Origin of the sequence: Nonomuraea sp. NPDC048892 (assembly GCF_040649735.1) — a bacterium.
Taxonomy (GTDB): domain Bacteria; phylum Actinomycetota; class Actinomycetes; order Streptosporangiales; family Streptosporangiaceae; genus Nonomuraea; species Nonomuraea maheshkhaliensis.
In genome coordinates, this window is sequence record NZ_JBEZFZ010000045.1 from 30,179 (window position 1) to 54,746 (window position 24,568).

Here is a 24,568-nt window from a genome sequence, read left to right on the forward strand (position 1 = left end):
GAGGTGCCATGGCTCAGAAGAAGCGCCGCACGATGCCCACGCGCGAGGAACTGCGCATCTGGCGCGACTACATCGAGACCGCCGAGACCTTGCGCACCCTCCTGGAGGGACGGCTCCAGAGCGAGTCGTCCTTGTCCTCCGCTGACTATCGAGTGCTGCTCGCACTGAGCGAGGCGGATCGAAAGACGTTGCGCTCCTCCGAGCTGGCCCAGCTGATCGGCTGGCAACGCAGCCGCCTGTCACACCACCTGGGGCGGATGGAGAAGCGGGGGCTCGTACGCCGGGCCCCGTGCCCCGACGACGTCCACGGCATCGATGTGCGGCTGACCGACCTCGGAGCGGAGTCGTTCCAGCGCGGCTCACGGCCGCACCTGCGTGACGTGCGCGAGCTTTTCGTCGACGCGCTCACCCCGGAACAGCTGGCACAGGTCGACGAGTTCACCGGGGCCCTACGCCGGCATCTCGACCTCGAGCCGTAGCACGCGCATCGCCTCCGTCAGCTCCCGGCGGGGATGGTGTCCTGGCTCGGCGCGCGCATGGGGGTGACCGCCGGCCCCTCGCGGCGGGTGCGGTACCAGACGACCGCGGTGATGACCGCCAGCAGCACGACCGGGATCAGGTGGAGGGCAGAGCCGGCACCGGACGAGCGGTCCGTCGAGGCGGCGAGGTCGGCGTGCAGCGCCAGCGCCAGCAGCAGCCCGAAGACGTTGTTGGCGGCGTGCAGGACGACTGCGGTCTCGATGCCGCCGGTGCGCCACGTGATGAGCGCGAACGCCACGCCGACAGCCAGGAACTGGAGGTTCAGCCAGACGTCGGTGGACAGGTGGATCGTGGCGAACAGGACGGCGGAGACCGCCCATCTCCCTGCCGGGGATGGCTCCAGGGCGGCGAGAACCGTCAGGTAAATCGCCCAGACCGGTGCGAGGAAGAGGATCGCCCGGCCGAGGACCGCCGGCCGGAACGCCCCGGCGACGGAGTGCAGCCAGCCGCCCTTGACGCCGTACAACCAGCGCTGGATGAGCATGCTCCAGGAGATCAGCAGCGCGGTGGAGGCGAAGGTGGTGGCCATCGCGGGTCGCCGACGCTGTCGGTCTCCTGACGCTCAACAGCCGGGGTTACGCCCGAGGACGAACGGCATCGACACGATGATCCCCGCCGGAAGCTTCACCGCCGTCGTCGGCCCGTCGGGCGCGGGCAAGAGCACGAGGCGGCCGTCGCCGACGCCGTCACCGAACTGGCCCGCGACCGCACCGTCATCGTCGTCGCCCACCGCCTGTCCACCGTGGTCGCCGCCGACCGCATCCTCGTCCTCGACCGCGGCCGCATCACCGAGCACGGCGACCACGACGCCCTCCTCGCCACCGGTGGCACGTACGCCCGCTTCTGGGACGAACGCGTCCGTGCCCGCGGCTGGCAACTCCGCAGACCCCGGAAGGAACTCGCATGACCTCCGCCGGCATCGGCGCCGTCTTCGACAGCGCCACCACCCCAGTACGCCGAGATCTCACCGCTGCTGGACCTGCGGGCCGGGCGGCACTTGACCGTGTTCTGAAGGGTCTTTGATGTAATCAGCCCCGTCTTGTCCAGGTTCTCACCTTTCCGAACTGCGAGCCGGCCGATCGGTGGCATGCCGGTGACCGCCACCCCGGATCGTGCTGCCGCGCCACTGGGGTCGCCGGTGGCCGGCCGGGGGCGGTAGAGGGCTGCCGGGCGAACAGCTCGGCGAGCGGCGGCAGAGCGCGCCGTGGTGCGTTCGGCGGTCAGGCGGGCGTGATCATCATGGCGGCGCAGTGGTTCGCAGGAGGAGAAGGGCGATGTCGTCGGTACGCTGCTGGTTCGTGGTGTGCTCGATGAGCGCATTGGCCAGGGCGGGCAGGGACTGTCCGGGCACGGGGGTGAAGCGGGCGGCCAGGGCGGCGATGGAGTCGCCCAGGTCCAGGCCGGGCTTCTCGACGAGGCCGTCGGTGTAGAGGACCATGACCGCGCCGGGCGGGATGTTCACGTCCGTGGTGCCGTACTCGGCGTCGGGGTCGATGCCGAGCAGCAGGCCGTCAGGGGTGTCGATGATCTCGGCCGGGCCCGCGGGCAGGCCGAGCACCGGCGGCAGGTGGCCCGCGCTGGCCAGGCAGGCGGTGCGCCGGCGCAGGTCGAAGCTGACGTACAGGCAACTCGTGAAGCGGTCCGGCGCCAGTTCGGTGAGCAGCCGGTTGGTGTGCGTCAGCACCTGACCTGGGTCGGCACCGGCGGTGGCGTGGGCGCGGATGGCGGTGCGTACCTGGCCCATGAGCGCGGAGGCCGTCATGTCGTGGCCCTGGACGTCGCCGATCACCGCTCCGGCCAGGGTGTCGCCGAGGCGGATCAAGTCGTAGAAGTCGCCGCCGATGCCCATGCCGGGGGTGGCGGGCAGGTAGCGGGCGGCCACGTCCAGGCCGGGGAAGTCGGGGAGGTGTTGCGGTAGCTGACCCGCCTGCAGGGACTCGGCGAGCTTGTGCTTGTTGTCGTAGAGCCAGGCGCGTTCGAACGCCTGGGTGATCAGCCCGCCGAGGGCGGTGACAAGGGATCGCTCGCTGTCGCTGAACTGACGGGGACGATCATAGGCGAGCACACACGTGCCGATGGACCGGCCCATGGCGACCAGCGGCAGGAGCGCCCAGGCGCCCATGTCGTCGATGCGCATGGCGTCGGGGTAGGTCTGCTGGAACTCCTCCCAGGTCGGGTAGAACGCCGCTCTGCCCTCGTCGTAGCCGCGCGCCCAGCCGACCGCTTCGACCATCCGCTGCCCGTGGAACCCCTCCAGGCCGCGGCTGCTGTAGCCGCGCGACCCGACCACGTGCATCCGCCCGCCGTCCCAGGTCAAGACGGCCATGGCCTGGGCCTCACAGGCCGGCATGACGTGGTCGGCCACCAGGTTCACCATGTCCTGAGCGCTCGTCGCCCGGGCGAGGCACGTCGCCAGGTGGAGAACGTCGTGCAGCCCGATCAGCCGAGGACACCGGTCGGCGTCTTCGGAAGCGGTCTCGGGCGTGCCGGCGGGCGTGATCCGTACGGTGACGCCATGCAGGCGCGGATAGCACTGGAACGACAGCCACCGGCCGTCGGGATGGCGGGCGGTGAACTGCGCGGCCTGGTGGCTGACGACCGCGGTCCGGTAGCGGTCCTCACAGAGAGGATCGTCCAGCCAGGGCAACGCCTTGCACAAGCGCTTGCCGATCATCTCGGACGGTTGCGCGGCGAGCAGTTCGGCGGCCGTGGCGGTGACGAGGGTGACTCGCGCGTGCGCGTCCAGGTGACAGTGGCCTTCGGGCAGGGACTCGAGACATGCCAAGGCTGTCAGGCCGGTGGCCGGGTCCGGCCGCTGAGCGGGAACCGGGTCCAGGATACGAGGCGGAGAGCCGGCGACGAGCGGCCGGCCGCTCTCGCTCGCCTGGCGGAGCAGGCGCCCCATCTTGTCGCAGATGTCGTCGATGATGTCGAGCCGGTGCCGGCTGAGCCTGGACTCGCCCGCCGGAGGCCATCCCATGACGATTCCGCCCCAGGCGACACCCCCGGCGCAGAGCGGCGAGGCCGCCAGCGCGAAGTGGTACGGCAGTGACAAGGCCGCCGCCGGGAACTCGCGCGCCAGGGCCACCCGGTCGCTGAGCCAGATCAGCCTCTGCTCACGCACCGACACCGCGACCGGCGTGCGGTCGTGCACTCTGACCCTGGCCCAGGTCCGGGCGATGGTGGCGGGAAGACCGATCGTCGTCTGCATCTGCAGCAGATGGCCGCCCGCGGCCAGGACGTACACGATGCCGATGTGCGCTCCGGCGCTGGACACGGCTTCGATGAGCAGGTCGTCCAGACGAGACGACGTCGCCGCCGCCCCCGGGAACGCGGCGCTACGCCGTGGCCGCGCCATGGCCTGTACAGCTTCCGCACCGACCCCACGAGCGTTCCAACCACCCCATATCGGCAGAATACGCCCATAGGGGTGGACAGTCGGGTACCGCCAAGGGCTCCGCCCCACCAGGCACGCGCGTCGGGGGGCGGGCGGGGCAAGCCGCAACGGTAGCGGCGGCCCGGCTCGGTGTCGTCGTAGCCGGCGAGGATGTGCGCCCGGCAGGACCGTCAGCCGTGCGCAGCAGATCTTCCGCCGGCGCGGCGGCGGCGCAGGACGACGCCGGTGCCACCGGCTTCACAGCCTTTCGCGGCAGGTTCCAGCACGCCGGCCGGCGGGGTGCCGACAAGGCGCCATCGTGCGTCATGGACCTGGCAGCCGCCGGGCGCGGCGTGCCGCCATCCCACCGTGCCCTGTCGGCCGGCAGGCGGCAACCGGAGCTTTCCCGCGGACACCGGTGGCGGCTTCACCCACCCTCCGGGCCGCTCATGGGTGCCGCGGCCCCGTCGCGGGAGGAGCCTGCGCCACCTCCTTCGCCGGCGAGCACCACGGCCGGGATCCCGGCTTACGCGATTCTGTGCCGGTGTCGCGGACAGAGGCAAAAGCGCATGTCCATCGTGATCACCGCTGGGCAGCGCGGGGACTCCCCGTAGTTCGAGATTGTCCTGGGCCGTAGAGGGTGCCCCGGCTGGGGCCGGGCAGACCGCGCACCCGGCCGAGGCGGGTGCGCGGTGTGGAACCGTCCGTTGAACGCCATGCCCGGCTGTCGATCTCCGAAGTCGCCGGTCGAGCCGGACATCAGCCGGCCGCCAGCGCCTCATGCGCGTAGTTCCAGAGGCGGTCCGCGGCGACCGGGTCGACCGACCAGGCGGCGACGCCGTCGGTCACGCCCGGGCCGCCCGGCACCACCTCGGCCTCCTGGTTATCTGAGGAGAAGTAGCGGCCGGTCACGCCGTCCAGCAGAGGGGACGCGGCGAGCAGCACCGAAGTGGCGGCGCCCTGCTCCGGGGTCTTGTAGTAGTCCGGGGTCACCAGGTTGCCCTCGTCGTCCATCGCGCCCGCTGCGCGCATGGTGGCCTCGTCGAGGTGTCGCTGCAGTCTGGTGTGGATGTAGCCGGGCTCGAGCGCGTTCGCGGTGACACCGTCGGTGGCCCAGCGCCGGGCGATGCCGACCGCGAGCAGCACGTCGGCCGCTTTCGATTGCGCGTATGCGACCCACGGGTCGTACGGACGGCGCTCGAAGTGCGGATCGTCGAAGTCGAACGGCGCCCCCAGTTGCGCGCCGGAACTCACCATGACCACCCGCGCGTCGCCGGCCTGCCGCAGGTTCTCGTGCAGGCCGGCGATCAGTGCGAAATGCCCGAGGAAGTTCGTCGCCAGTTGTAGTTCCCAGCCGTTGGCGGCGAGCAGGCGTGTGGGCAAGGCCATGATCCCGGCGTTCGCGACGATCGCGTGCACCGGACCGGTCCAACCGGCCACGAATGCGCGCACCGAGCCTAGATCGCTCAAGTCCAGAGCCTGCTGGTCACCGACGGGGTTGCGGGTTGCGACGGTGACCTCTGCCCCAGCACCTCGCAGAGCCAGCACAGTCTCCGCACCGATTCCGGAGGCTCCGCCGGTGACGATGATCCGCCGCCCGGTGAGATCGACGCCGGTCAGGATCTCGGCGGCCGTGGTCCGCACGTTGTACGGGGTGCTCATGCGTTTCATGGCCACAACGCTAAGGCGACGCGGTTGGACTTGGAATGCGTCTGAGTCCACCATAGTTGAGTGAACGTCCACCACTCCGATCCCCTTGAAGACGTCCTCACCCTCATCGGCACGACCGGCCGCTTGTCCGTCAGGCTGGTGGCGGGCGGGCGATGGGCGCTATCGTTCGATCCCCCGGCGGGCGTCAAGTTCAACGCCGTACGCCGCGGCCGCTGCGTGCTCACCGTCGACGGCGTGCCTGAGCCGATCGAGCTGGCGGAAGGCGACTGCTTCCTGCTCACCCAGCCGCGCGCCTTCACCCTGGCCTGCGAGGCGGGGGTGCGGCCGGTTCCGGCGGGCCCGGTGTTCTCGGCGGCCGCCGACGGCGTGGCACGCGTGGGGACCGGCGAGGACGTGGTCTTCATCGGCGGCCGGTTCGACTTTGGCCGGCGCGCCCAGGAACTGCTGATCGGCGTGCTGCCGCCGGTGATCCACGTGCCCGGCCGCACCGCCGAGGCCGCAACCGTACACTGGGCGCTCGAGCAGATCGACGCCGAGCTGCGCGAGCGGCCTCTCGCTTCGACGCTGGTCACCGAGCATCTCGCCCTGGTCATGCTGATCCACCTCCTGCGCCTGCACCTGGCCCTCGCCAGGCCGGGCGAGACGTCCGGCTGGCTGGCCGGGCTCGCCGACCCGATCGTGGCCCCGGCGCTGCGGGCCATGCACGCCCGGCCGGCCCAGGCCTGGACGGTGTCCCAGCTGGCCGGCATCGCGGCGGTCTCGCGGTCGACGCTGGCCTCCCGGTTCAAGCGGGTCGTCGGACAGGGCCCGCTGGAGTACCTGACCGGCTGGCGGATCGAACTGGCCGCCGACCGCCTGCGCCGCGGTGACGAGACGGTGGCGTCGATCGCCTGCCAGGTCGGCTACGGATCGGTGAGCGCGATGAGCAACGCGTTCAAGCGGATCACCGGTGTGTCCCCGCGCGATTACCGCCAACGGACCAGCGACGTCTCCGTCGGCATCTGAAGAGATTCCGCTGCCCGCCGGCGATCCGGGCGGCTGCGCCACGCACGTGACGGCCTATCCGCTGGAGTGCCCGCCGGGCCGGCTCCCGGGGAACGCCAGCCGTGCCTGCCACCAGAGGCTCGGTGGGAGCCTGGTCGCCTTGAGCGGACGACCTGAAGCAGGCCGAGCCCGCGCGGGGTCAGCGCGTAGTCGACTCGCGGGGGTCGGTGTCGTGGACGGTCCGCGTCGCCAGGCCGTCCCGCTCCGGTGCCCGGAGTGTGGCGCTGAGCATGCGCTGGGCGATGGGTTCGCTCATCCGGCCCAGCTCGTTGAACCGCCGGGTGGTGTCGTCCGGTTCTGCGATCGGACGCCCCATTGCTCCAGCGTATGGGGGGTGCCAGGTTCCCCTGGAGCGGTTCTCGCGGTGATACCTGGGCACCTTGAAGTGCTCTCTTGTCTCTCCCCCGCATCGATGCGATGGTACGAATCGCGTACCAGGTGACTAAAGAGAACCATTAAGGAGCTGCGCATATGCGCGCGGTCGGTTTTTACGACTTCGGGGGACCCGACGTGCTGCGGATCGTCGACCTGCCGGAACCCCATGCCGGACCCGGTGAGGTCCGGGTGCGAGTGCACGCGGCCGCGGTGAACCCGGCGGACACCCTCATCCGTGCCGGCGTGCACGCGGCGGCGTTCGCCGGCGTGCCGGCCCCGTACGTCCCCGGCATGGACATCGCCGGCGTGATCGACGAGATCGGGCCGGGAACGGACACCGAGCTGGCCCCGGGGGAGCCGGTGATGGCGATGGTGATGCCGATCGGCCCGGCCGCGGGCGGCTACGCCGAGTACGTGGTGTTGCCGGCCGGCTGGGTCGTCCGGGCGCCTGCGGGCATCGAGCACGCGGCCGCGGCGACGTTGCCGATGAACGGGCTCACCGCGCTGCGGGCCCTCGACCAGCTGGCGCTCGCCCCCGGCTCGGTCCTCGCCGTCACCGGCGCGGCCGGGGCGCTCGGCGGCTACCTGGTCCAGCTGGGCGGGCACGCGGGGCTGACCGTGGTCGCCGATGCCGCGCCCGCCGACGAGGCCCTGGTCCGGGCGTCCGGCGCGGCCGACGTCGTGGCCAGGGGAGCCGGCGTCGCCGAACGCATCCGGGCCCGGTATCCGGACGGCGTCGACGCGGTCGCCGACGCGGCGCTGGTGGGGCCGCGACTTCTCGACGCTGTCCGTGACGGTGGCGCGTACGTCCGCTTCCGTGGCAGCGACGAGCCCGGCGGCCACGAGATCGACGGCCAGGGCCGGATCGTCGTGCGGACCACGTTCGTCCCCGACTACGCGGGCCGGACGGACAAGCTGCGCCAGATCCGCCGGCTCGCCGAGGCGGGCGTGCTCATCCCGCGCGTCGCGACGACCCTGCCCGCCGCCGAGGCGGCCGGGGCGCACCGGCGGCTGGAGGCCGGCGGCGTGCGCGGCCGGCTCGTACTGAGCTTCTGACATACCGACAAGCACCGGCAAGAACCGACATAGGGGGCAATCATGTCCGCACGTTTCGCAGACAAGGTCATTCTGATCACCGGCTCCACCTCCGGCATGGGCAGAGCCGCCGCCGAGCGGCTCGCGGCCGAGGGCGCGAAACTCGTCCTGGCCGCGCGCGGCAAGGAAGCCGGCGACGCGCTGGTGGCCGGCCTGCGCGCGGCCGGGGGCGAGGCCACCTTCGTCCCGGCCGACGTGACGGTGGAGGCTGAGGCGGCGGAGCTCGTCCGGCAGGCGGTCGAGCGTTACGGCCGGCTCGACGGTGCGTTCAACAACGTCGGCGCCGCCACCGCGATGGGCCCGGTGACCGGCATCGACAGCGACGCCTGGCATGCCGACCTGGCGCTCAACCTCGGCAGCGTCTTCTTCGCCCTGAAGCACCAGATCCCCGCGCTGCACGCGGCCGGCGGCGGCGCGATCGTGAACAACGCCTCCAATCTCGGTGTCACCGGGGCGGCGGGCATGGCCTCCTACAGCGCCGCCAAGCACGGCGTGGTCGGGCTCACCCGATCGGCGGCGCTCGACACGGCCGCGGCCGGCGTACGAATCAACGCCCTGATCACCGGTGGCGTGGACACCCCGCTGCTGCGGGCCAACCTGGGCCCGCAGCCGGAGGAGGCCCTGCGCACGGCCGCGGCCATGCACCCGCTCGGGCGGATCGCCCAGCCGGACGAGATCGCGGCGTTCGTGGCGTTCCTGCTGAGCGACGAGGCCAGGTTCATCACCGGAGCCGCCCTCGCGATCGACGGTGGCCTGACCGCCGCCTGACGAGAGATCCCATCGTCGCGACACGTGGGCGAACAGGCGCTCCCGCGCCTCTTCGCCCACGATGCGGCTCCGGCTTGAGGCGTGTCCCTGGCAACGGAGAGCGGGTCCCCGGCGGACGGCAGGTGAGCGGCCGTTGGTCGTCCAACTCCGGTGCGCCGTACGCGACCTGGGGCGGCAGTCGGCGCTCTGCTCAAAGACGAACGCGGTGAGGTCGCTGACCAGTCCCTGGCGCTGATCCCAGCCGCCGGCCTCACCGTGCAGGACACCTGGCACGCTGCTTCCACACCGCTGTCGTTCACCATCCATGGCCGACACTCGGACTCCGTCGGCTTCCAGACGCAGATCGCCGAGGCCGGCCCCTTGCAGCACATCCGGCGGGACGCCGACACCGCGCCCCGCCATGCCGGCCTGGTCCCCGCCGTCGGCGTGGAGGTCTACGGCAAGGCCTTGCTCGACGTGGACGACCGCCCCCCGTGTCGCCCTACGACTCCATGACCTGGGGCGACACAGAATCCAACCAGAGGTGTGATGTGAAGATAGAACGATATGTGGTCAACGGGGTATTCGTGGAACACGCCGCGCCCGATGGCACGACCACGCAACCGCCCATCGTGTTCGTGCACGGCGGCAGTCACGGCAGCTGGCTGTGGGAAGACTGGCTGCCCTACTTCGCCGGCCTGGGCCGGCACTGTTACGCCTTCAGCTGGTTCAACCACACCGGTTCGCGGCAGCTCCCGACCGAGGAGTTCGTCCAGCGGAGCATGCTGGACGCGACGCAGGAACTGGACATCGTCATCTCCCACATCGGCGACGCTCCGGTGCTCGTGGCGCACAGCATGGGCACGGCGGTGGCACAGAAGTACTCCGAGGACCACCCGGTCCTGGCCCAGGTGCTCCTCGCGCCTGTGCCCTGCACAAGGAGCAGCGGAGAGGCGATAGCGCTGCCGGTGGACTTGTCGGTGCCGTTCCCGCCCATGCCGTACGAGATGGCGGTGGAGTGGTTCTTCGCCGGGTGCGCAGAGCACGACGCCCGCCGCTACCACGGGCTGATGCCCGACGAGTCTCCGAAGGCCGTGTGGGAAGCCGCGCAGCGCGGAGCGGCCATCGAGCTCGACCGCACCAGAGTGAGTGGTCCCCTGCTGATGATCGCCGGCGGTGAGGATGTCGTGTCTCCCGCGCACCTGGTGCGGAAGCACGCCGCACACTTCGGCGCCGATTACCTCTTCTTCGCCGACCGTGCCCACAGCCTGGTCCTCGAGCCGCGATGGCGTGATGTGGCCGGCCGCGTCAGCTCCTGGCTCAGCCGCTCCGCCTGGTGAAGCGCTGTCACCCACCAGGCGGCACCCGGACTCACGGCAGCGCGACGACAGCGACCGAGAAGGTCGAGACGGCCGCCTGGCACGACATCCCCTCCGTCTACATCATCACCGAGCAGGACCAGGCCATCCCCCCACCTTGCAGGAGCGGATGGCAGTCCAGGCCAACGAGACTCGCCGGCTTGCCGGCGGCCACTCTCCGTTCTTGTCCCAGCCGCGCCGCCTGGCCTCCCTCATCGACGACATCGCACGATCCGGGACGAGCTGAGCTGGGTCAGCGCCGCTTCCGCCGCGGACGCATAGTCCTGGAGATGGCCCGCGGCGGCAGGGGCGACCGGCCAGGCCGCGATGCTGATCATGACGGCCGGGGTGATGTTCCTCGCCGTCGCGCGCCGTGCCGCCTTGGTTCTCCCGAGGCCACGGCCGCCAGAACTGTAAGTTTCGCCAGTTCGCGCAGCGTCTTTTGTCGGTCACAGTGGTTTCGTCCAACCGCCTGCGTGCTTGCGAGCACCGCCCAAGGAGGCTTCTGTGGTGAAACCCAGTCACCCTGGCGATGTACCGTCGGCCGATTCCGCTCCGGCCGGCACCAGGGCCACGCTTCGCCGTGTCGCGGGCGCGTCCGTGATCGGGTCCACTCTCGAGTGGTACGACTTCTTCCTCTACGCCACCGCCTCTGCACTTGTGCTCGGGCAGGTTTTCTTCCCCACGGCTGACCCCGTCGTGAGCACACTGCTCTCGTTTGCGACGTTCGGCGTCGGCTTCGCCGCCCGCCCGATCGGGTCGATCATCTTCGGTGCCATCGGTGACCGGGCCGGCCGCAAGCCCGCCCTGGTCGCGACGCTGCTCCTGATGGGCGTCAGCACCACGCTCATCGGCCTGGTCCCCGGGTATGACACGATCGGCGTTGTCGCGCCCCTGCTACTCGTGCTCCTGCGTCTCGCACAGGGGCTCGGCGCCGGCGCCGAGCTCGCCGGTGCGACGATCTTCGCTGCGGAGTTCTCTCCCCCGCACCGGCGCGGACTCTTCGGTTCGATCGCGACAATCGGCACCTATTCCGGCACCGTGCTCTCCTCGGTGATCTTCGCGCTGTTCGCGCTCATGCCAGCGGATGCCTTTCTCGCCTGGGGCTGGCGGGTCCCCTTCCTGGTGAGCATCATCGTGGTCGGCGTGGGCATCTACATCCGTCTGCAACTCGAAGAAACCCCCGAGTTCAAGCAGGTCGAGAGGCGCGACGACGTGGCCAGGGTGCCGCTCGTCTCAGTCTTCCGTCACGAGTGGCGGAGCTTTCTCCTGGTGATCGGGATCGTCGCGGGCGCGTTCACCGCGACCTACGCCTATCAGACCTACTCGCTGTCGTACATGAAGAACAACCTCGGCATCACCTCGTCGATCGGCACGCTCGCCATCGCGATCGCGGCCTTCGTCGCGATGCTCATGGTGCCGCTGATGGGTGCGCTCTCGGATCGGATCGGCCGGCGTCCCGTGCTCATCGCCGGATCGGCGATCTCCGCGCTGTTCGCTTTCCCCTTTTTCATGCTCCTCAACACCGGCGAGAGCACGCTCATCATCCTCGCCATGATCGGCGGCATCGGGATCGGTGTGCCCACCATCCTCGGCGTGCAGGGTGTCCTCCTCACGGAGCTGTTCTCGACCCGCAACCGCTTCACCGGCTTCTCGGTCAGTCGGGAAATCGGCGCGATCGTATTCGCCGGCGCCACGCCGTTCGTCGCGGCGAGCCTGGTCAGCGCAGCGGGTGGCGAGTCCTGGCCCGTGTCGCTCTACGTGATCGGCGCCTGCTTGATCACCCTGATCACGGGCCTCGTGATGCGCGAACCCGCGCCCGTGCGCGAGCAACTGACGCCGCCGGCACCGGGCGCGACGAATGGCTGAGATCGGATCCAGTGGGGCGGGACCCGGCCGGGTCACGCACCGCCGTTCCCTCGACGCCCTGCCGACGAAAGGACGACCTAGATGACGGTCGCGGAGCTGCCGCACAGCCTGGACTTGGAAGGGATGCTGGCCCTGCCTGCGCTGCTGCGCCGACGCGCGGCGGAGAAGCCGCACGCCGTGTTCCTGCGGCAGGTGGACGGCGACGACCTCGACTACGCCGGGCTGGAGCGGCGCGTGCGAGGATGGATGCGGGCCCTTGCGGCCGCGGGAGTGCGGCCGGGCGATCGCGTCGCGACCCTCCTGCCCCCCTCCTTCGACGCCGTCGCCGTGTGGATGGCCGCCGCGCGCCTCGCCGCGGTGGAGACGCCGCTGAACACGGCCCTGCGCGGGTCGCTCCTGTCATACGTCCTGGGCGACGCCGAGCCCCGCTGCGTGGTCGCGGCGCCCGGGCTTGTCGGCCCGCTGCGAGAGCTCGCCTCACGCGGGAAGCAGGTGCCTCCCGTCCTGCTCGCCGCGGGCGTGCCGGTGCAGGCCCCGCCATCCGGCGAGGGGTTCGACCTGCGCGCGCCGGACTTCAACGCGGACGAGCCCGCGATCGACCACGACCCGCGCCCTTATGAAGCCGCGACGATCGTGTACACGTCCGGTACCAGCGGACGGTCGAAGGGCGTCGTGGTCCCTTGGGCTCAGCAGTACGCGACCGCCCGCTGGCTGATGCCTCTCGACGGCCGCGTCGGTGACGTCTGGTACGGCCCGTGGGCGATGTTCCACGTGTCCGGGAAGGTCGGTCTGTACTCGAGCGCTCTGCTCGACGGCCAGCTCGTCCTGCGTGACGGCTTCAGCGCGTCAAGCTTCTGGGACGACGTCCGCCGCTTCGGGGTCACCTCGACCATGATCGTCGCTTCCACTGTCGCCTACCTGACAAACCGACCTGCGGATCCGTCCGACCGTGATCACACGTTGCGGAACGTCTGCGCGGCGCCCCTGCCCGAGGACACTGACTCCTTCGAGCAGCGCTTCGGGGTCAGGCTGTCCACGCTCTACAACATGACCGAGGTCGCCTCCCCGATCGTGACGGGCTGGTCGGACGCCCCCACCGGAAGCTGCGGCCGGGCCCGAGAGGGTGTGGAGGCACGCGTAGTCGATGAAAACGGCGATGACGTCGCGGACGGCGAGGCGGGTGAACTCGTGCTGCGGATGACGGTCCCGCACGAGATCATGACCGGGTACTGGCGCGCACCGGAGGCGACCGTCGAGGCCTGGCGTGATCTCTGGTTCCACACCGGCGACGCTGTGCGGCGCGACGCCGACGGCTGGTTCTACTTCCTCGACCGGCTCAAGGACACGATCCGGCGCGGCGGCGAGAACATCTCGTCCGTGGAGCTGGAGGCGCTCGTCAACGAGCACCCGCTTGTGCGCGAGTCCGCCGCCGTAGGCGTGCCGAACGCGCACGGGGACCGCGACGTCAAGCTCTTCGTCGTCGGCGAGCCCGGTCTCGACGTCGCGGAGCTTGCCACCGACCTCGACGACCGCCTACCCCGGTACATGCGACCGGCATGCATCGCCCTTCTTCCCTCACTGCCGAAGACGCACACCGCGCGGATCCGCAAAGCCCAGCTCCGCGACCTCGACGACGCACCGGACTGGGTGCGTCCCCGGCGCACGCCGCGCACGATGCCCCACGACCCACAGCGACCACCCGCAGAGGAGATGACCACATGAGCGCCTACCAGACCATGGGGCGCCCCGACCGCGACTCAGTGACCGTGCGCGGACGCGATTTGAGCACGGAGCTGATCGGGCGGATCGGGTTCACCGAGATGATCGCCCTGGAGCTGAGTGCGCGCCTGCCCAACGATCGCGAGCGTGCCATTCTGGACGCCGTGCTGGTCGCGCTCGCCGAACACGGCCTCACGCCGACGGCGGTCGTCGCCCGGCTCACCGACCTCGGCGCGCCGGGCGCCCTCCAGGGCGCGGTCGCGGCCGGTCTGCTGGGGGCCGGCGATCGATTCCTGGGCGCGCTGGACGGCTGCGGCCACATCCTGCAGGAGTGGCCCGCCGATGTCAGCACCGCCGAGCACGCGAGAGCCGTGGCCGCCCGGGAGAGAGCGGCAGGAAGAAGAATGCCGGGGCTCGGGCATCCGACCCACACCCAGGGCGACCCCCGCACGTCCGCGCTTTACGCCGTCGCCGACGCCCACGCTCTGCCCACTGTCATGCGCGACCGGCTCGACGCCCTGCGCGGAGCGGCGGAGGCCGCATCCGGGCGCGTCCTCCCGATCAACGTCGACGGTGCGAGCGCGGCGCTACTCTCCGAGATCGGCATACCGTGGCGTATCCTGCGCGGTATCGCGCTCGTGGCGCGGACAGCCGGGCTCGTCGGGCACCTCTGGGACGAGGCCCGTCACCCGAGCGCGATGGCGATCTGGGGGGCTGCCGAAGAGGTGGTGCCCTACCGCGCCCCCGGCCCCGCGGAACCGGGGACCGCCTATCGATGATGGAGTGGAGTCCATGGAGGCAGCAGAGCCGATCGTCATTCTGATCGTCGACGACCACGAGGTCGTGCGGGACGGCCTGATCGCCACGCTCTCCGCTCCGGACCGCCGGGTCGTGGGCGCCGCCGAGGCCGGAGCGGCCACCGAGCTCGTCCGGAGCGAGCGGCCGGCCGTCGCGGTCGTCGACCTGCGCCTGCCGGGCGTGCCGGGCAACGAGCTCATCGCCCGGCTGCGCGAACTCGATCCCGCCCTGCGCATCGTGGTACTGAGCACCTATCTGAGCGAGCAGAGCGTGCGCGCCGCATACGAGGCGGGCGCGGACGCCTATGTCGCGAAGTCCGCCGGAACCGACGAACTGCGCGGAGCCCTCGACCGCGTGCTGGCCGGCGAGTCGAGGTCGGAGACGCCGGCGGCACTCGTGCGCCGGCTACGTGGGGACGACGAGCCCCGTCCGCGTCTGAGCGCGCAGCAGGAACGCGTGCTCTTGCTCGCCGCGGGCGGGGCGACCGACAAGGAGATCGCGGCGGCACTCCACATCACGGAGTCGACGGCCCGCTTCCACCTGCAACGGGTGAAGGACCTCCTTGGCGTACGCTCGAAGACGCAGGTCATCGCCGAGGCGATCCGCCTGGAGCTCATCCCCCCAGGGCGGCTGTGACCGGCGCACCTGACGCGCCCGCGTCGCGACGGACACCGGACGGGGAGCGGGCGGCCCAGCTCGACGAGCTCTGCCGCACGGTCTCCGTCGTGACAGGCTGCGATGCCGTCCTGCTCACCGTATGGGAGGGCCCCGCGTGCGGGGTCGGAACCCGGGGACTGTCCGCCGATCACGGACGGATGCTGGCCGGCCTCGTCAGCCCCGAGATCGATGCCGAGCCGATGAGCCGGGCGCGACCGCGAGACGGCGCGGAGAGCTCCTTCAAAGCGCGGCTCGCCGAACTGAGCTTCGCCTCGTCCGCCCGAGTGCCGATCACCCGTGAGGGACGGGTGATCGGCCTGCTGCTGGTGCTCGGCAAAGGTCACGCCCGGCCCGACGCCGGGCTCCTGACCGCGCTCGCCCGGGTGTGCGAGTCGGCCATCGAGTATGAACGCAGGCCACCAGAGCCTCCCGAGCCCACCGAGCTTGACGCGCTGGCGCTGTCGACGGACTCCTTCGCCGAGCTGATCGCGGCGATCGGCCACGTGGTGTCACGACGGTTCGGCCCGGTGGGGGCCGGGCTGTCCGTCTTCGACGACGACACAAGGCTGCTCCTGACGGCGGACGGATCGTTCGGGTTGCCGCCCTCCGTGACCCGCCGGTACTGGATCGACCCCGACGACCTGCACAGCAACGCCGCCCGGGTGTTCGAACTGCGCCAGCCGTTCACCAGCAACCGCGTGATCGGCGATCCGGCGATCATCCAGAGCTACCCGCGGGCGTTCGGCATCCGGACCATGATGGCGCTGCCGCTTGTCATCGCCGACCGGTCGATCGGTGTACTGATGATCGTGAACAAACCCGGCGGTTTCGCCTCAGCCGATCTCGCCGCGGTGACGCCCGCGCTGCCGCGCATCTCGATCGCGGTGGAGCTCACCCGCCTCGCCCAGCGGCGCCGGTTCGCGTACGAGGCGGAGCGGCTGGCGGCCGAGCTGCGGATGGCACTGATCGGCGGCCGTCTCGGTGACGCGGCGGCAAGGGAGGTGCTCGAACGGACGAGGGAGCTGACGGCCGCCGACCACGTGATACTACGGCGCGGAAGCGGATCCGGCGCTCCGGCCCCGGGCGCCGTCGTGCTGCCCTGCGGCACCGAGAAGGGGCATCCGATGACGCTGGAGGCGGCCCGGGCCGCGCGTCCGTTCGGGAACACCGAAACGGAGCTCCTGACGGAGCTGGCTCGGGTGGTACGCGAGTCCGAGGCACTCCGCCGCGTGAGGCACCAGGAGGAGGAGCTCGTGCAGCACCGGGAACGGCAACGCATCGCCGACGACCTGCACGACGACGTCTCGCAGCTCCTTTTCGCCGCCCAGCTCGCGCTCACCGCGCCGACGCCCGACGTCGGACGGGTGAGCAGGCTCATCCGCCAGGCGGAGGCCGCGCTGCGGGACGCGATCTTCGTGCTGGAGTCCCCGCCCGTCCCGCTCTCCATGGAGCTCGCGCGGCTGGTGCGGGACGTCCATGGGCAGTGGTCGCTGGACGTGCTCCTCGACCTGGGACCCGGCCTTGACGACGCGGTCTCGCCGCAGGCGGCCCGCGAGCTGCTGCGCGCCGCCCGCGAATGCGTCGCGAACGCCGCCAAGCACGCGCGCGCAACCCGCGTCGAACTCCGCCTGCGGATCGACGAGGACGGCGAGGCGGCCGAGCTCGTGATCGCCGATGACGGCGTCGGCCTGCCTGGCGCCGACCCTGGGACACCCACCGGGGGACACGGCCTGCGTTCGCTGCGGCGACGAGTGACCGACGTCGGCGGCGAGATCCGGGTCGGCACCGGCGAGGGCGGCACGATGGTGATCGTGCGCCTGCCGATCGCCGAGCACTGACGCGCCGGGCTGGCACTAATGCCAGTTGCGACCTCAGCCGGGGGCATCCGAGTGTAGAGGCATGACACATGTCGAGGTGAAAACGGCATCACGCAAGATCGACCTGGGCACGCTCACCGTCCGCATGGACGTCCGCGAGCATGTCGCAACGATCACGCTCAACAGGCCGGAGCGGCTCAACGCTCTGACATTCGAGCTGCTGGACGGTCTCGAACGGGCCTGGCGCCACGCCTCGGAAGACGAGGACGTCCGAGTCGTGGTCTTCACGGGGGAAGGTCGCGCGTTCTGCGCCGGCGCGGATATCGACGACTACCTCTCTGCGCCTGTGCCCGTTGGGCGGCTTCTGTCGCCGTACGCGGATCTGCGCCCAGATCGCGGCCTGGAGCTGCGCAAACCCGTCGTCGCAGCGGTGGACGGCGTCTGCTACGGCGGCGGCCTCACCCTGCTGCTCGCCGCCGACATCCGCTTCGCGTCCGTCCGCTCGCGCTTCGCGACCCCGGAGACCGGCTGGGGCGTGCTCGCCTGCTACGGCGGCACCCAGCGGCTGATCCGGCAGATCCCGCACGCGGTGGCCATGTCCATGCTCCTCGGCGGCGAGGTGCTCGACGCCGAGGCCGCTCACAGGTACGGCCTCGTCTCGCACCTGGTGGAAGGGGATGCCCGAACGGAGGCCGAGGCGTACGCCAGGCGCATCGCCGCCCGGGCTCCCCTTGCCACGCAGTCCACGAAGGAGCTCGCGCTTCGGGCATACGACACTTCCATCGCGGACGGCGTGCGCCTGGAGGACATCATGGTGCGGCTACTGCAGGACAGCGAGGACGCGAAAGAGGGAATCGCGGCGTGGCAGGAAAAGCGCGAGCCGCGCTTCCGGGGGCGCTGATGTGCGGCCCGTCGAATGCGACCGCGGCGAGCCCGCCTCCGGACACGGCGATCGAGCCCGCCCTGGCGAAGCTCGGCGTCCGGCCCGAGTTCGCCGAGGGTGAGCCGGAGCAGGCGGCCGCGCTGGGTCTGCGACCGCTGCCACGGCTCTCCTACCCGCAGGTGCTCGCGCTCGCCGAGCTCCGGTTCGGCGAGGACCATGTGCTGGCCGAGTTCCCCGACGAGAACGCCTCGCTCACCGTCGGCCGGCTGCGGGAGCTGTCGGATCTTTTCGCGGCCGGGCTCCGGGCCCGGGGCCTGGGACGGGGCGACTCGATCGCGATCTGGTCACCTCCCGCCCCGGTGTGGCCGGTCGCGATGTTCGGCGCGGCAAGCCTCGGCGTGCGCGTGTGCGGCCTCAATACGCGCTACCGTGCCGAGGAGCTGAGCCAGGTGCTCGGCCTGCTCGATCCGGCCGTCGTCCTCGTGGCCACGGGGTTTCTCCGCATCGACAGTGCGAGCCTGGTCGCGGAGGCGGCGGGCCCCGCCCGGCGCCACCGTATCGTCACGGCCCCGGTCGGCTCCGAACTCGGCGGCCTGCGGGTGCCGGGCCCGGCCGATGCGGCGTCCGGTCCCCACGAGGGGGCGGTGCACCATAGGGAGCCCGCCCTCGTGCAGTTCACCTCCGGGAGCACCGCGGCACCCAAGGGCGTGCTCATCACCCAGTCGGGATCGGTCGCCGCGGCACACTACGGCGCTGAATGCCTGTCCATAAGGCCGGGCGACCGCATGTACTCCCCGCTGCCGTTCTTCCATATCGGCGGGACCGTCTCGACCGCTCTCGCCGCGGTGACGAGCGGATGCACGATGGTGATCCCGCGGCGGTTCGACCCGGCCGACGCGCTGACGGCGCTCGCGGGCGGATGCACGGCCTTCCAGGGCCACGGGGCTCTGTGGCGGATCCTGCTCGACACCCACCGCGAAAACCCGCGGCCCCTTCCCCGTCTGCGGACCGGCTGGGCCAGCGGCGACGCCGCCTTCCTCGCCGAACTGCGGCACGAGCTGGGTGTGACGGGACTGGTCAACATGTTCGGATCCAGCGAGGCCGGGACGATCGCGTGCACACTCGCGAGCGATTCCGCCGAGATACGGCTCGGGACTCTCGGTCACCCGACGCCGGGAACGCGGGTGCGCGTGCTCGATCCGCTGTCGGGCGAGCCGGTCGCGCCCGGTGAGGTCGGAGAGCTCACTCTCGCCGGGCCCATGATCATGCTCGGATACCTGGGCGGCGAACAGGTCGGCGAGGACGGCATCCGGACCGGCGACCTGGTGAGTTTCGATGGAGATGTGCTGCGGTACGCGGGGCGCGCCGACGACCGGCTCAAGCCCGGTGGCGAGAACGTGTCCCCGGCCGAGGTGGAGGAGTTCATCCGGCGCGATCCGGCGGTGGCGGAGGTCGTGGTGGTCGGAGTGCCGGACCACCGTCTTGGCGAGGTGCCGGCCGCCTTGGTGCGGTTCCGGAACCGGGCGGGGCTCGATCCCGCGGCCGCCGAGAAGCAGGTCGCGGAGCGCTGTCGTGCCGGACTCGCCGGGTTCAAGGTTCCCCGCCACGTGCTCGTGGTCGATGCGATGCCGACGCTCGACAGCGGGAAGGTGGATCGCCGCCGGATCCGGGCCGAGTTCATCGAGCGATTCGACCTGACGGCAGGAGGGCGGGGATGAGCACCACGATGGACGACGCCGACGTGCTCTTCGAGGTGAGCGGCTCGGTGGCCACGATCACCCTGGCGCGTGCCGCGCGGCGAAATGCGATCGGCTCGGCTTTCGCCGCCCGGATCGCGGACGCGTTCGCCCGCGCGGCCGGTGCGGGCGCCCGTATCACGATCCTGCGTTCGGCGGGGCCGGTCTTCTGCGCCGGCGTCGATCTCACCGAGCCGGTCCGGCTGGACGCGGGCTCGCCCGAACTCGTCGTCGCGGAGGCGCTCCTCGGAAGCGGCCTCTACGTCGTGACGGCGGTCGAGGGGCCGGTTCTGGCGGGAGGCCTCCTCCTGATCGCGCTGAGCCCCGTTGTGATCGCGAGCGAGTCGGCGTCCCTGTGGTTGCCCGAGCGATCGATCGGTATCTTCCCGAGCCGCGTGCTCGCCTATCTTGAGGAGATCGTGCCCGCGCGCCGCGCACACGGGCTCGGCCTCACGGAGGAGCGCCTCGACGCCCGCCACGCGCAGGAGCTGGGCCTGGTGACCGAGGTGGTCGGCGACGGGGAGATGGAGACGCGGCTCGCCGCGACGACGGCAGAACTCACCGAAGCGAGCCCCGCGTTCCTCGCGGCGGCACGCGACACCTGGGCCGCGCGCTTCCGTTCCGCGTCGTTCCGTGAGCGACGCGACGCCTACGATCGCATCCTCGCGGACAACCTCTCAGGGACGCAGCTCCTCCCACGTTGAGCCGGCGCATCCGACCTCGAAGAAGCCCATCCAGCCGAGCTCGGTGAACTCCGGCTGGTGGGCGTGGAACATGAAGCGGCCCCGGTGCCCGAAGCGCGGCTCCAGGATGCCGCGCCGGCCCTGGCAGAGCATCACCCTGTCGGTGCGCTCGACCGGCCGCAGCGACGTGCCGGTGGGATACCGGTCGAAGACGTTGCCGTGCACGTGAAAGGAGTTGACGAGGTCGTATTCCAGGACGTTGACGAGATAGGTCCGGCGACCGGCCCTGTTTCGGGTCGATGAGCAGCACGCCGTACCGGCCTGCGCCGGGTTTGACCGGCTGCCCATCCCGGAACCGGTGAGCCTTGATTTCTGAACTTCCCGAACAAGCCCTGCACGCGTCGGTCGGGCAGGGTCATCAGTTCGCCCATCGCGTGGAAGGGCATGCGCCTCCTGGCCGCCTCCTGCAGCACGGCCGCGGGGTTCGAACCCATGCGATGGCGCAGCGGGACCGGAGTCAATGGAGAAGAAAGCTGGCCCCGCGGCCCCCTCCAGTGTCCGCGGAGCCGGCTTTCCTCTTCGCCCACCCTCGCTGAGAAGGCGATGACCTGGAAGGATCTGGCGTTCCAGGGAACATCTTTCCCAGGAAATGTGGCCGCAGGAGTGCCATCATGGGCTGACATGGACGGTGGTGCGATCTCCTCCCCGCGCGGGCCGCTGGCCGATTTCCTGACCGCCCGGCGCGCGGTGGTCACCGCCGCCGACCATGGCCTGCCCGAACCGGGCTATCTCCGCCGGGTCGCCGGCCTGCGGCGCGAGGAAGTGGCTCACCTGGCCGGCATCAGCACCGACTACTACAGCCGTCTGGAACAGGGCCGGGTCCGGACCGCCTCCCGCAAGCCCGGCTTGCCAGGACCGGGCACGACGGCGCAGAGTCGGCCCGTCCGGGAACGGGGCAGCCCACGGTCGGGGCCGAGCGTGATCAGGAGCAGCACACGTTGCGTCGGGACCGCCGCCGCATGATCCGCAGACGACCTACCTCTCCCGCACAGACGAAAAGGGGCGGTAGGCCAGAAGCGCATGGATACCGCCTTGACCAGTCTGGGACGCAGACCAAGGACTCCCCGCACGGAGCAATGGCCATTCCTGTCCCGGGAGACCGAGCCGGTCAGCGGGTACGGACGAGATGAGCAGTGACAGCGCAGTTTGGGCTACGACGGCCGTCGGCGACGCCGCGGCCGGGGTCCGGTAAGCCTGGGTAGCGGTGTCGGCACATCCCAGTCGATAACTCGCAGGCCGGCGGCTGTGATGTCCTGCTCGCTGACACCAAGGAGCTGGATGGGAGTCTTGCCGCCATCACGCGCGAGCCACACCACCCGCCACCACTCCGGCCGGTGGCATCGGCCCTCAGCGCACGGGATCGAACTGTTCAACCTCGCAGCGGTGCCGGTCACCCGCTACCTCTACCGAGGCAACAAGATCCCCACACCCTGGACACTGCCCAGCCACTCCTGACGGCAGACACCGTGGAGAGCCCGTTACCGAGAAATCGGTACGGCGGGTTCGGCGAGCGGTCTGGGGAAACGGACCGGGAGCAATTCCGACACCGCGCCCCAGGCCGACTCGACCAGGTTGCCAACCTCCTCGTCAAGGAATGGCCACAGAGCGGCCACACTGCGGCGTTCTGCTGTGCCTCCAATGTCTTCGTGCAGCTGGTGCGACAACCCTCGCAGGAGGGGAGAGCCCCCGTCCGCGGACCATCCATGGGCCGTCTGTGGGCCGTTTGAGAGCCGACGTCAGCACATGAGTGCCAACGCCTGCCAACAGGGTTTCCGCAGCTCGGTGGCACTATGGAATGAACGGCGACCTCGCGGCGGTTGCAGGGAAGCAGTCGTTCATGGAAGAAGGCGTTTCGCATGTCAGCGCAGGCCCGTGCGGCCCGGCTCATCGTGCAGGCTCTGGAGGCGGAAGGCGTCGAGTACGTCTTCGGCATCCCGGGCGAGGAGAACATTCATTTCGTCGACGCGCTCAGCGACTCCCCCATCCGCTACGTCCTCGTACGTCACGAGCAGGGCGCGGCGTTCATGGCGGAGATGTACGGCAGGCTGACCGGTAAGGCGGGGGTGGCCTCGGCCACGCTCGGGCCTGGCGCGATCAATCTGCAGTTGGGCGTGGCCGACGCCACCACCAACAGCACCCCGGTCGTGGCGATCACGGCGCAGGTCGGGCTCGATCGCATCTACAAGGAGTCGCACCAGGTGGTGGATCTGGTGTCGTTGTTCCGGCCGATCACGAAGTGGTCGGAGCTGGCGCCGTCGGCGCAGGCGTTGCCGGAGCTGATCCGTAAGGCGTTCAAGACGGCGCAGACCGAGCGGCCGGGCGCGGTTTATCTGGCCATTCCGGAGGATGTGGAGTCGGCGCCGCTGCCGGAGGGGCTGCGGCCGCTGCCGGTGAACGTGGTGCGGCCGCAGGATCCGTCTCCCTCGCAGATCGCTCGGGCGGCCGAGGTGCTGGCGGGGGCTCGCCGGCCGATCGTGCTGGCCGGGCACGGTGCCAGCCGGGCCGGGGCTTCCGAGGCGCTGGTGCGTTTCTCCGAGCGGCTCGGGCTGCCGGTGGCGACGACGTTCAACGGCAAGGGCGTCTTCCCGGACGATCATCCGCACGCGCTGGGCGCGGTCGGGTTCATGCGGCACGACTATGTGAACTTCGGGTTCGACGAGGCGGATGTGCTCATCACCGTCGGGTACGAGTTGCAGGAGTTCGATCCGGTCAAGATCAACCCGAAGCGGGACAAGAAGATCGTTCATATGCATCAGTTCCCGGCTGAGGTGGACGACCATTACCCGGTCGCCGTCGGTGTGCAGGGGGACATCTCGCGTTCGCTGGACGCGCTGGCCGGTGCCGTGGACCGGCGCTTCGAGCTGAACGGGACCGGGGAGCGGATCCGCCGCATGCTGCGGGAGGAGCTGGAGCAGGGGCGCGAGGAGGGCGGGTTCCCGCTGTCGCCGCGCCGGGTGGTGACCGACATCCGCGAGGCCATGGGGCGCGAGGACATCGTGCTGGCCGACACGGGCGCGGTGAAGATGTGGATGGCCCGCATGTATCCCACCTACGAGCCCAACACGATGCTGGTCTCCAACGGGCTGTCGTCCATGGGGTTCTCCGTGCCGGGCGCGCTGGCCGCCAAGCTGGCCTTTCCCGGGCGCAAGGTGCTGGCGGCGACGGGTGACGGGGCGTTCCTGATGAACTCGCAGGAGCTGGAGACGGCGGTGCGCGAGCGGATCCCGTTCGTGGTGCTGGTGTGGGTGGACGGCGCGTACGGGCTGATCGAGTGGAAGATGGATCTGGAGCTCGGCCGCAATTCGCAGGTGGCCTTCGGCAACCCCGACTTCGTCAAGTACGCCGAAAGCTTCGGCGCTCGGGGGTATCGGGTCACAAGCGCGGACGAGTTGCTGCCGACGTTGCGTAAGGCGCTGGACGATGACGTGGTGTCGGTGGTCGCGGTGCCGGTCGACTACTCCGCGAATCTGCAGTTGACCGACAAGCTGGGTGAGCTCACCGGCCCCTTCTGAGCCCCCTTCTGAGCCCCCTTTGGAGTGGCCCGCGCGGCGCGGACGGTGCGGCGCCGCGCGAGCCGGTCAGCCGGCCAGGCGGGGGACGATGCCGGAGGTGTGCAGCCGTTCGCGGGCGGCTTCGATGGCCGCGCCCGTGGTGGCGAACACCTGTCCGGCCTGGACCAGCCGGGCGATCACCCCGAGCGCTTCCAGCGGCTGGTGGCCGTCGTCGGGGATGCCGGAGACGTACACGAGGATCCCGCGTTTCTCCAGGCGCGCGATGGCGTCGCCCAGGGCGCGGGCGCCGCTGGCGTCGATGGTGGTGACGCGGCGCAGGCGTAGCACCACGACGGACACGCCGGTCACGTCCGACAGCTCCCGCAGGAAGCGGTGGGCGGCGGCGAAGAACAGCGGCCCGTCGAGCCGGAAGGTGACGATGTGCTCGGCGAGCAGCGCGTGCTCGTCCTCGGTGTGCTGCGGCTGCAGGTCGTGGCGCAGCGGCTCCTGATCGAGGCGGACGTGGGGGGGGGGGGGCCCCCCCCCCCCCCCGCCCGCCCCCCCCCCCCCCGGGGGGGCGGCCCCGGCCGGGTGGGGGGGGTGGGGGGGGGCGGCGGGGAGGGCGAACACCAGGCCCGCCCCCCCGGGG

Annotated in this window: 23 protein-coding genes and 1 pseudogene; 17 read left to right on the forward strand and 7 right to left on the reverse strand. The window is 70.8% G+C overall.

Annotated features, from left to right (window positions below; translation table 11 throughout):
• The first annotated feature begins 8 nt into the window (after positions 1–8).
• Positions 9–479: a MarR family transcriptional regulator gene (locus AB0C28_RS53725; protein WP_357849501.1), complete on the forward strand. Its 471-nt coding sequence runs from the start codon at positions 9–11 to the stop codon at positions 477–479.
• A 17-nt stretch (positions 480–496) separates the two neighbouring features.
• Here the strand turns inward: AB0C28_RS53725 and AB0C28_RS53730 are convergent, their stop codons facing one another.
• From AB0C28_RS53730 to AB0C28_RS53745, 4 genes are all read right to left on the reverse strand, one after another.
• On the reverse strand, positions 497–1,069 hold the full coding sequence (locus AB0C28_RS53730) for a CPBP family intramembrane glutamic endopeptidase (RefSeq protein ID WP_358084933.1): 573 nt from the start codon (positions 1,067–1,069) through the stop codon (positions 497–499).
• A 33-nt stretch (positions 1,070–1,102) separates the two neighbouring features.
• Positions 1,103–1,345 carry a hypothetical protein gene (locus tag AB0C28_RS53735; RefSeq protein WP_357849518.1) on the reverse strand — a complete coding sequence of 81 codons (243 nt, stop codon included), beginning with the start codon at positions 1,343–1,345 and terminating at the stop codon, positions 1,103–1,105.
• A gap of 432 nt (positions 1,346–1,777) precedes the next feature.
• Positions 1,778–3,898, reverse strand: coding sequence for a GAF domain-containing SpoIIE family protein phosphatase (locus tag AB0C28_RS53740; protein WP_358084935.1), 2,121 nt, complete (start codon positions 3,896–3,898; stop codon positions 1,778–1,780).
• Between the two features lie 777 nt (positions 3,899–4,675).
• The gene (locus AB0C28_RS53745) at positions 4,676–5,587 is read right to left on the reverse strand and encodes an SDR family NAD(P)-dependent oxidoreductase (RefSeq protein ID WP_357849524.1); all 912 of its coding nucleotides are present in this window, start codon (positions 5,585–5,587) and stop codon (positions 4,676–4,678) included.
• 60 nt (positions 5,588–5,647) lie between these two features.
• Here AB0C28_RS53745 and AB0C28_RS53750 point away from each other — a divergent pair, with 60 nt between their 5' ends.
• Positions 5,648–6,592: an AraC family transcriptional regulator gene (locus tag AB0C28_RS53750; protein ID WP_357849527.1), complete on the forward strand. Its 945-nt coding sequence runs from the start codon at positions 5,648–5,650 to the stop codon at positions 6,590–6,592.
• A gap of 178 nt (positions 6,593–6,770) precedes the next feature.
• Here the strand turns inward: AB0C28_RS53750 and AB0C28_RS53755 are convergent, their stop codons facing one another.
• Positions 6,771–6,947, reverse strand: a complete 177-nt coding sequence (locus AB0C28_RS53755) for a winged helix-turn-helix transcriptional regulator (protein ID WP_357849530.1) — start codon at positions 6,945–6,947, stop codon at positions 6,771–6,773.
• A gap of 155 nt (positions 6,948–7,102) precedes the next feature.
• Here AB0C28_RS53755 and AB0C28_RS53760 point away from each other — a divergent pair, with 155 nt between their 5' ends.
• From AB0C28_RS53760 to AB0C28_RS53815, 12 genes are all read left to right on the forward strand, one after another.
• Positions 7,103–8,062, forward strand: coding sequence for an NADP-dependent oxidoreductase (locus AB0C28_RS53760; RefSeq protein WP_358084938.1), 960 nt, complete (start codon positions 7,103–7,105; stop codon positions 8,060–8,062).
• Between the two features lie 42 nt (positions 8,063–8,104).
• Complete coding sequence (locus tag AB0C28_RS53765) at positions 8,105–8,869, forward strand: SDR family oxidoreductase (RefSeq protein ID WP_357849536.1); 765 nt, start codon at positions 8,105–8,107, stop codon at positions 8,867–8,869.
• 150 nt (positions 8,870–9,019) lie between these two features.
• Positions 9,020–9,364 (forward strand): hypothetical protein, encoded by a 345-nt coding sequence (locus AB0C28_RS53770; protein ID WP_357849539.1) that lies wholly within the window; start codon positions 9,020–9,022, stop codon positions 9,362–9,364.
• Positions 9,365–9,399: 35 nt separating this feature from the next.
• Positions 9,400–10,188 carry an alpha/beta fold hydrolase gene (locus AB0C28_RS53775; RefSeq protein WP_357849541.1) on the forward strand — a complete coding sequence of 263 codons (789 nt, stop codon included), beginning with the start codon at positions 9,400–9,402 and terminating at the stop codon, positions 10,186–10,188.
• A gap of 525 nt (positions 10,189–10,713) precedes the next feature.
• On the forward strand, positions 10,714–12,075 hold the full coding sequence (locus AB0C28_RS53780) for an MFS transporter (RefSeq protein WP_358084940.1): 1,362 nt from the start codon (positions 10,714–10,716) through the stop codon (positions 12,073–12,075).
• 81 nt (positions 12,076–12,156) lie between these two features.
• Positions 12,157–13,797: an AMP-binding protein gene (locus AB0C28_RS53785; protein ID WP_358084943.1), complete on the forward strand. Its 1,641-nt coding sequence runs from the start codon at positions 12,157–12,159 to the stop codon at positions 13,795–13,797.
• Positions 13,794–14,573, forward strand: coding sequence for a citryl-CoA lyase (locus AB0C28_RS53790; RefSeq protein ID WP_357849550.1), 780 nt, complete (start codon positions 13,794–13,796; stop codon positions 14,571–14,573). The genes AB0C28_RS53785 and AB0C28_RS53790 overlap by 4 nt, the downstream gene beginning before the upstream one ends.
• Before the next feature lie 13 nt (positions 14,574–14,586).
• Complete coding sequence (locus AB0C28_RS53795; RefSeq protein WP_357849553.1) at positions 14,587–15,228, forward strand: response regulator transcription factor; 642 nt, start codon at positions 14,587–14,589, stop codon at positions 15,226–15,228.
• An 89-nt stretch (positions 15,229–15,317) separates the two neighbouring features.
• Positions 15,318–17,087 carry a GAF domain-containing protein gene (locus AB0C28_RS53800; RefSeq protein WP_358084946.1) on the forward strand — a complete coding sequence of 590 codons (1,770 nt, stop codon included), beginning with the start codon at positions 15,318–15,320 and terminating at the stop codon, positions 17,085–17,087.
• A 61-nt stretch (positions 17,088–17,148) separates the two neighbouring features.
• A complete protein-coding gene (locus AB0C28_RS53805; protein ID WP_357849558.1) occupies positions 17,149–17,967 on the forward strand; it encodes an enoyl-CoA hydratase/isomerase family protein in 819 nt (272 codons plus the stop codon).
• On the forward strand, positions 17,928–19,667 hold the full coding sequence (locus AB0C28_RS53810) for a class I adenylate-forming enzyme family protein (RefSeq protein WP_358084949.1): 1,740 nt from the start codon (positions 17,928–17,930) through the stop codon (positions 19,665–19,667). The genes AB0C28_RS53805 and AB0C28_RS53810 overlap by 40 nt, the downstream gene beginning before the upstream one ends.
• Positions 19,668–19,675: 8 nt before the next feature.
• Complete coding sequence (locus tag AB0C28_RS53815; protein ID WP_357849564.1) at positions 19,676–20,389, forward strand: enoyl-CoA hydratase/isomerase family protein; 714 nt, start codon at positions 19,676–19,678, stop codon at positions 20,387–20,389.
• On the opposite strand, the gene AB0C28_RS53820 is transcribed toward AB0C28_RS53815, so the two are convergent.
• A complete protein-coding gene (locus AB0C28_RS53820) occupies positions 20,363–20,716 on the reverse strand; it encodes a multicopper oxidase domain-containing protein (RefSeq protein WP_357849567.1) in 354 nt (117 codons plus the stop codon). The two genes, AB0C28_RS53815 and AB0C28_RS53820, sit on opposite strands and share 27 nt — an antisense overlap.
• 333 nt (positions 20,717–21,049) lie before the next feature.
• Between AB0C28_RS53820 and AB0C28_RS53825 the strand changes: the two are divergent.
• The 3 genes and pseudogenes from AB0C28_RS53825 to AB0C28_RS53835 all read left to right on the forward strand — a co-directional run.
• Positions 21,050–21,247 (forward strand): annotated as a pseudogene (locus AB0C28_RS53825) (helix-turn-helix transcriptional regulator); the annotation flags it as partial.
• 459 nt (positions 21,248–21,706) lie between these two features.
• Entirely contained in the window at positions 21,707–21,883 is a 177-nt protein-coding gene (locus AB0C28_RS53830) for a hypothetical protein (RefSeq protein ID WP_357849570.1), read from the forward strand.
• A 401-nt stretch (positions 21,884–22,284) separates the two neighbouring features.
• Positions 22,285–23,940, forward strand: a complete 1,656-nt coding sequence (locus AB0C28_RS53835) for an acetolactate synthase large subunit (protein ID WP_357849573.1) — start codon at positions 22,285–22,287, stop codon at positions 23,938–23,940.
• Positions 23,941–24,006: 66 nt separating this feature from the next.
• Here AB0C28_RS53835 and AB0C28_RS53840 read toward each other — a convergent pair.
• The coding region (locus AB0C28_RS53840; protein ID WP_358084952.1) for a sodium-independent anion transporter at positions 24,007–24,568 on the reverse strand (562 nt) is incomplete at its 5' end.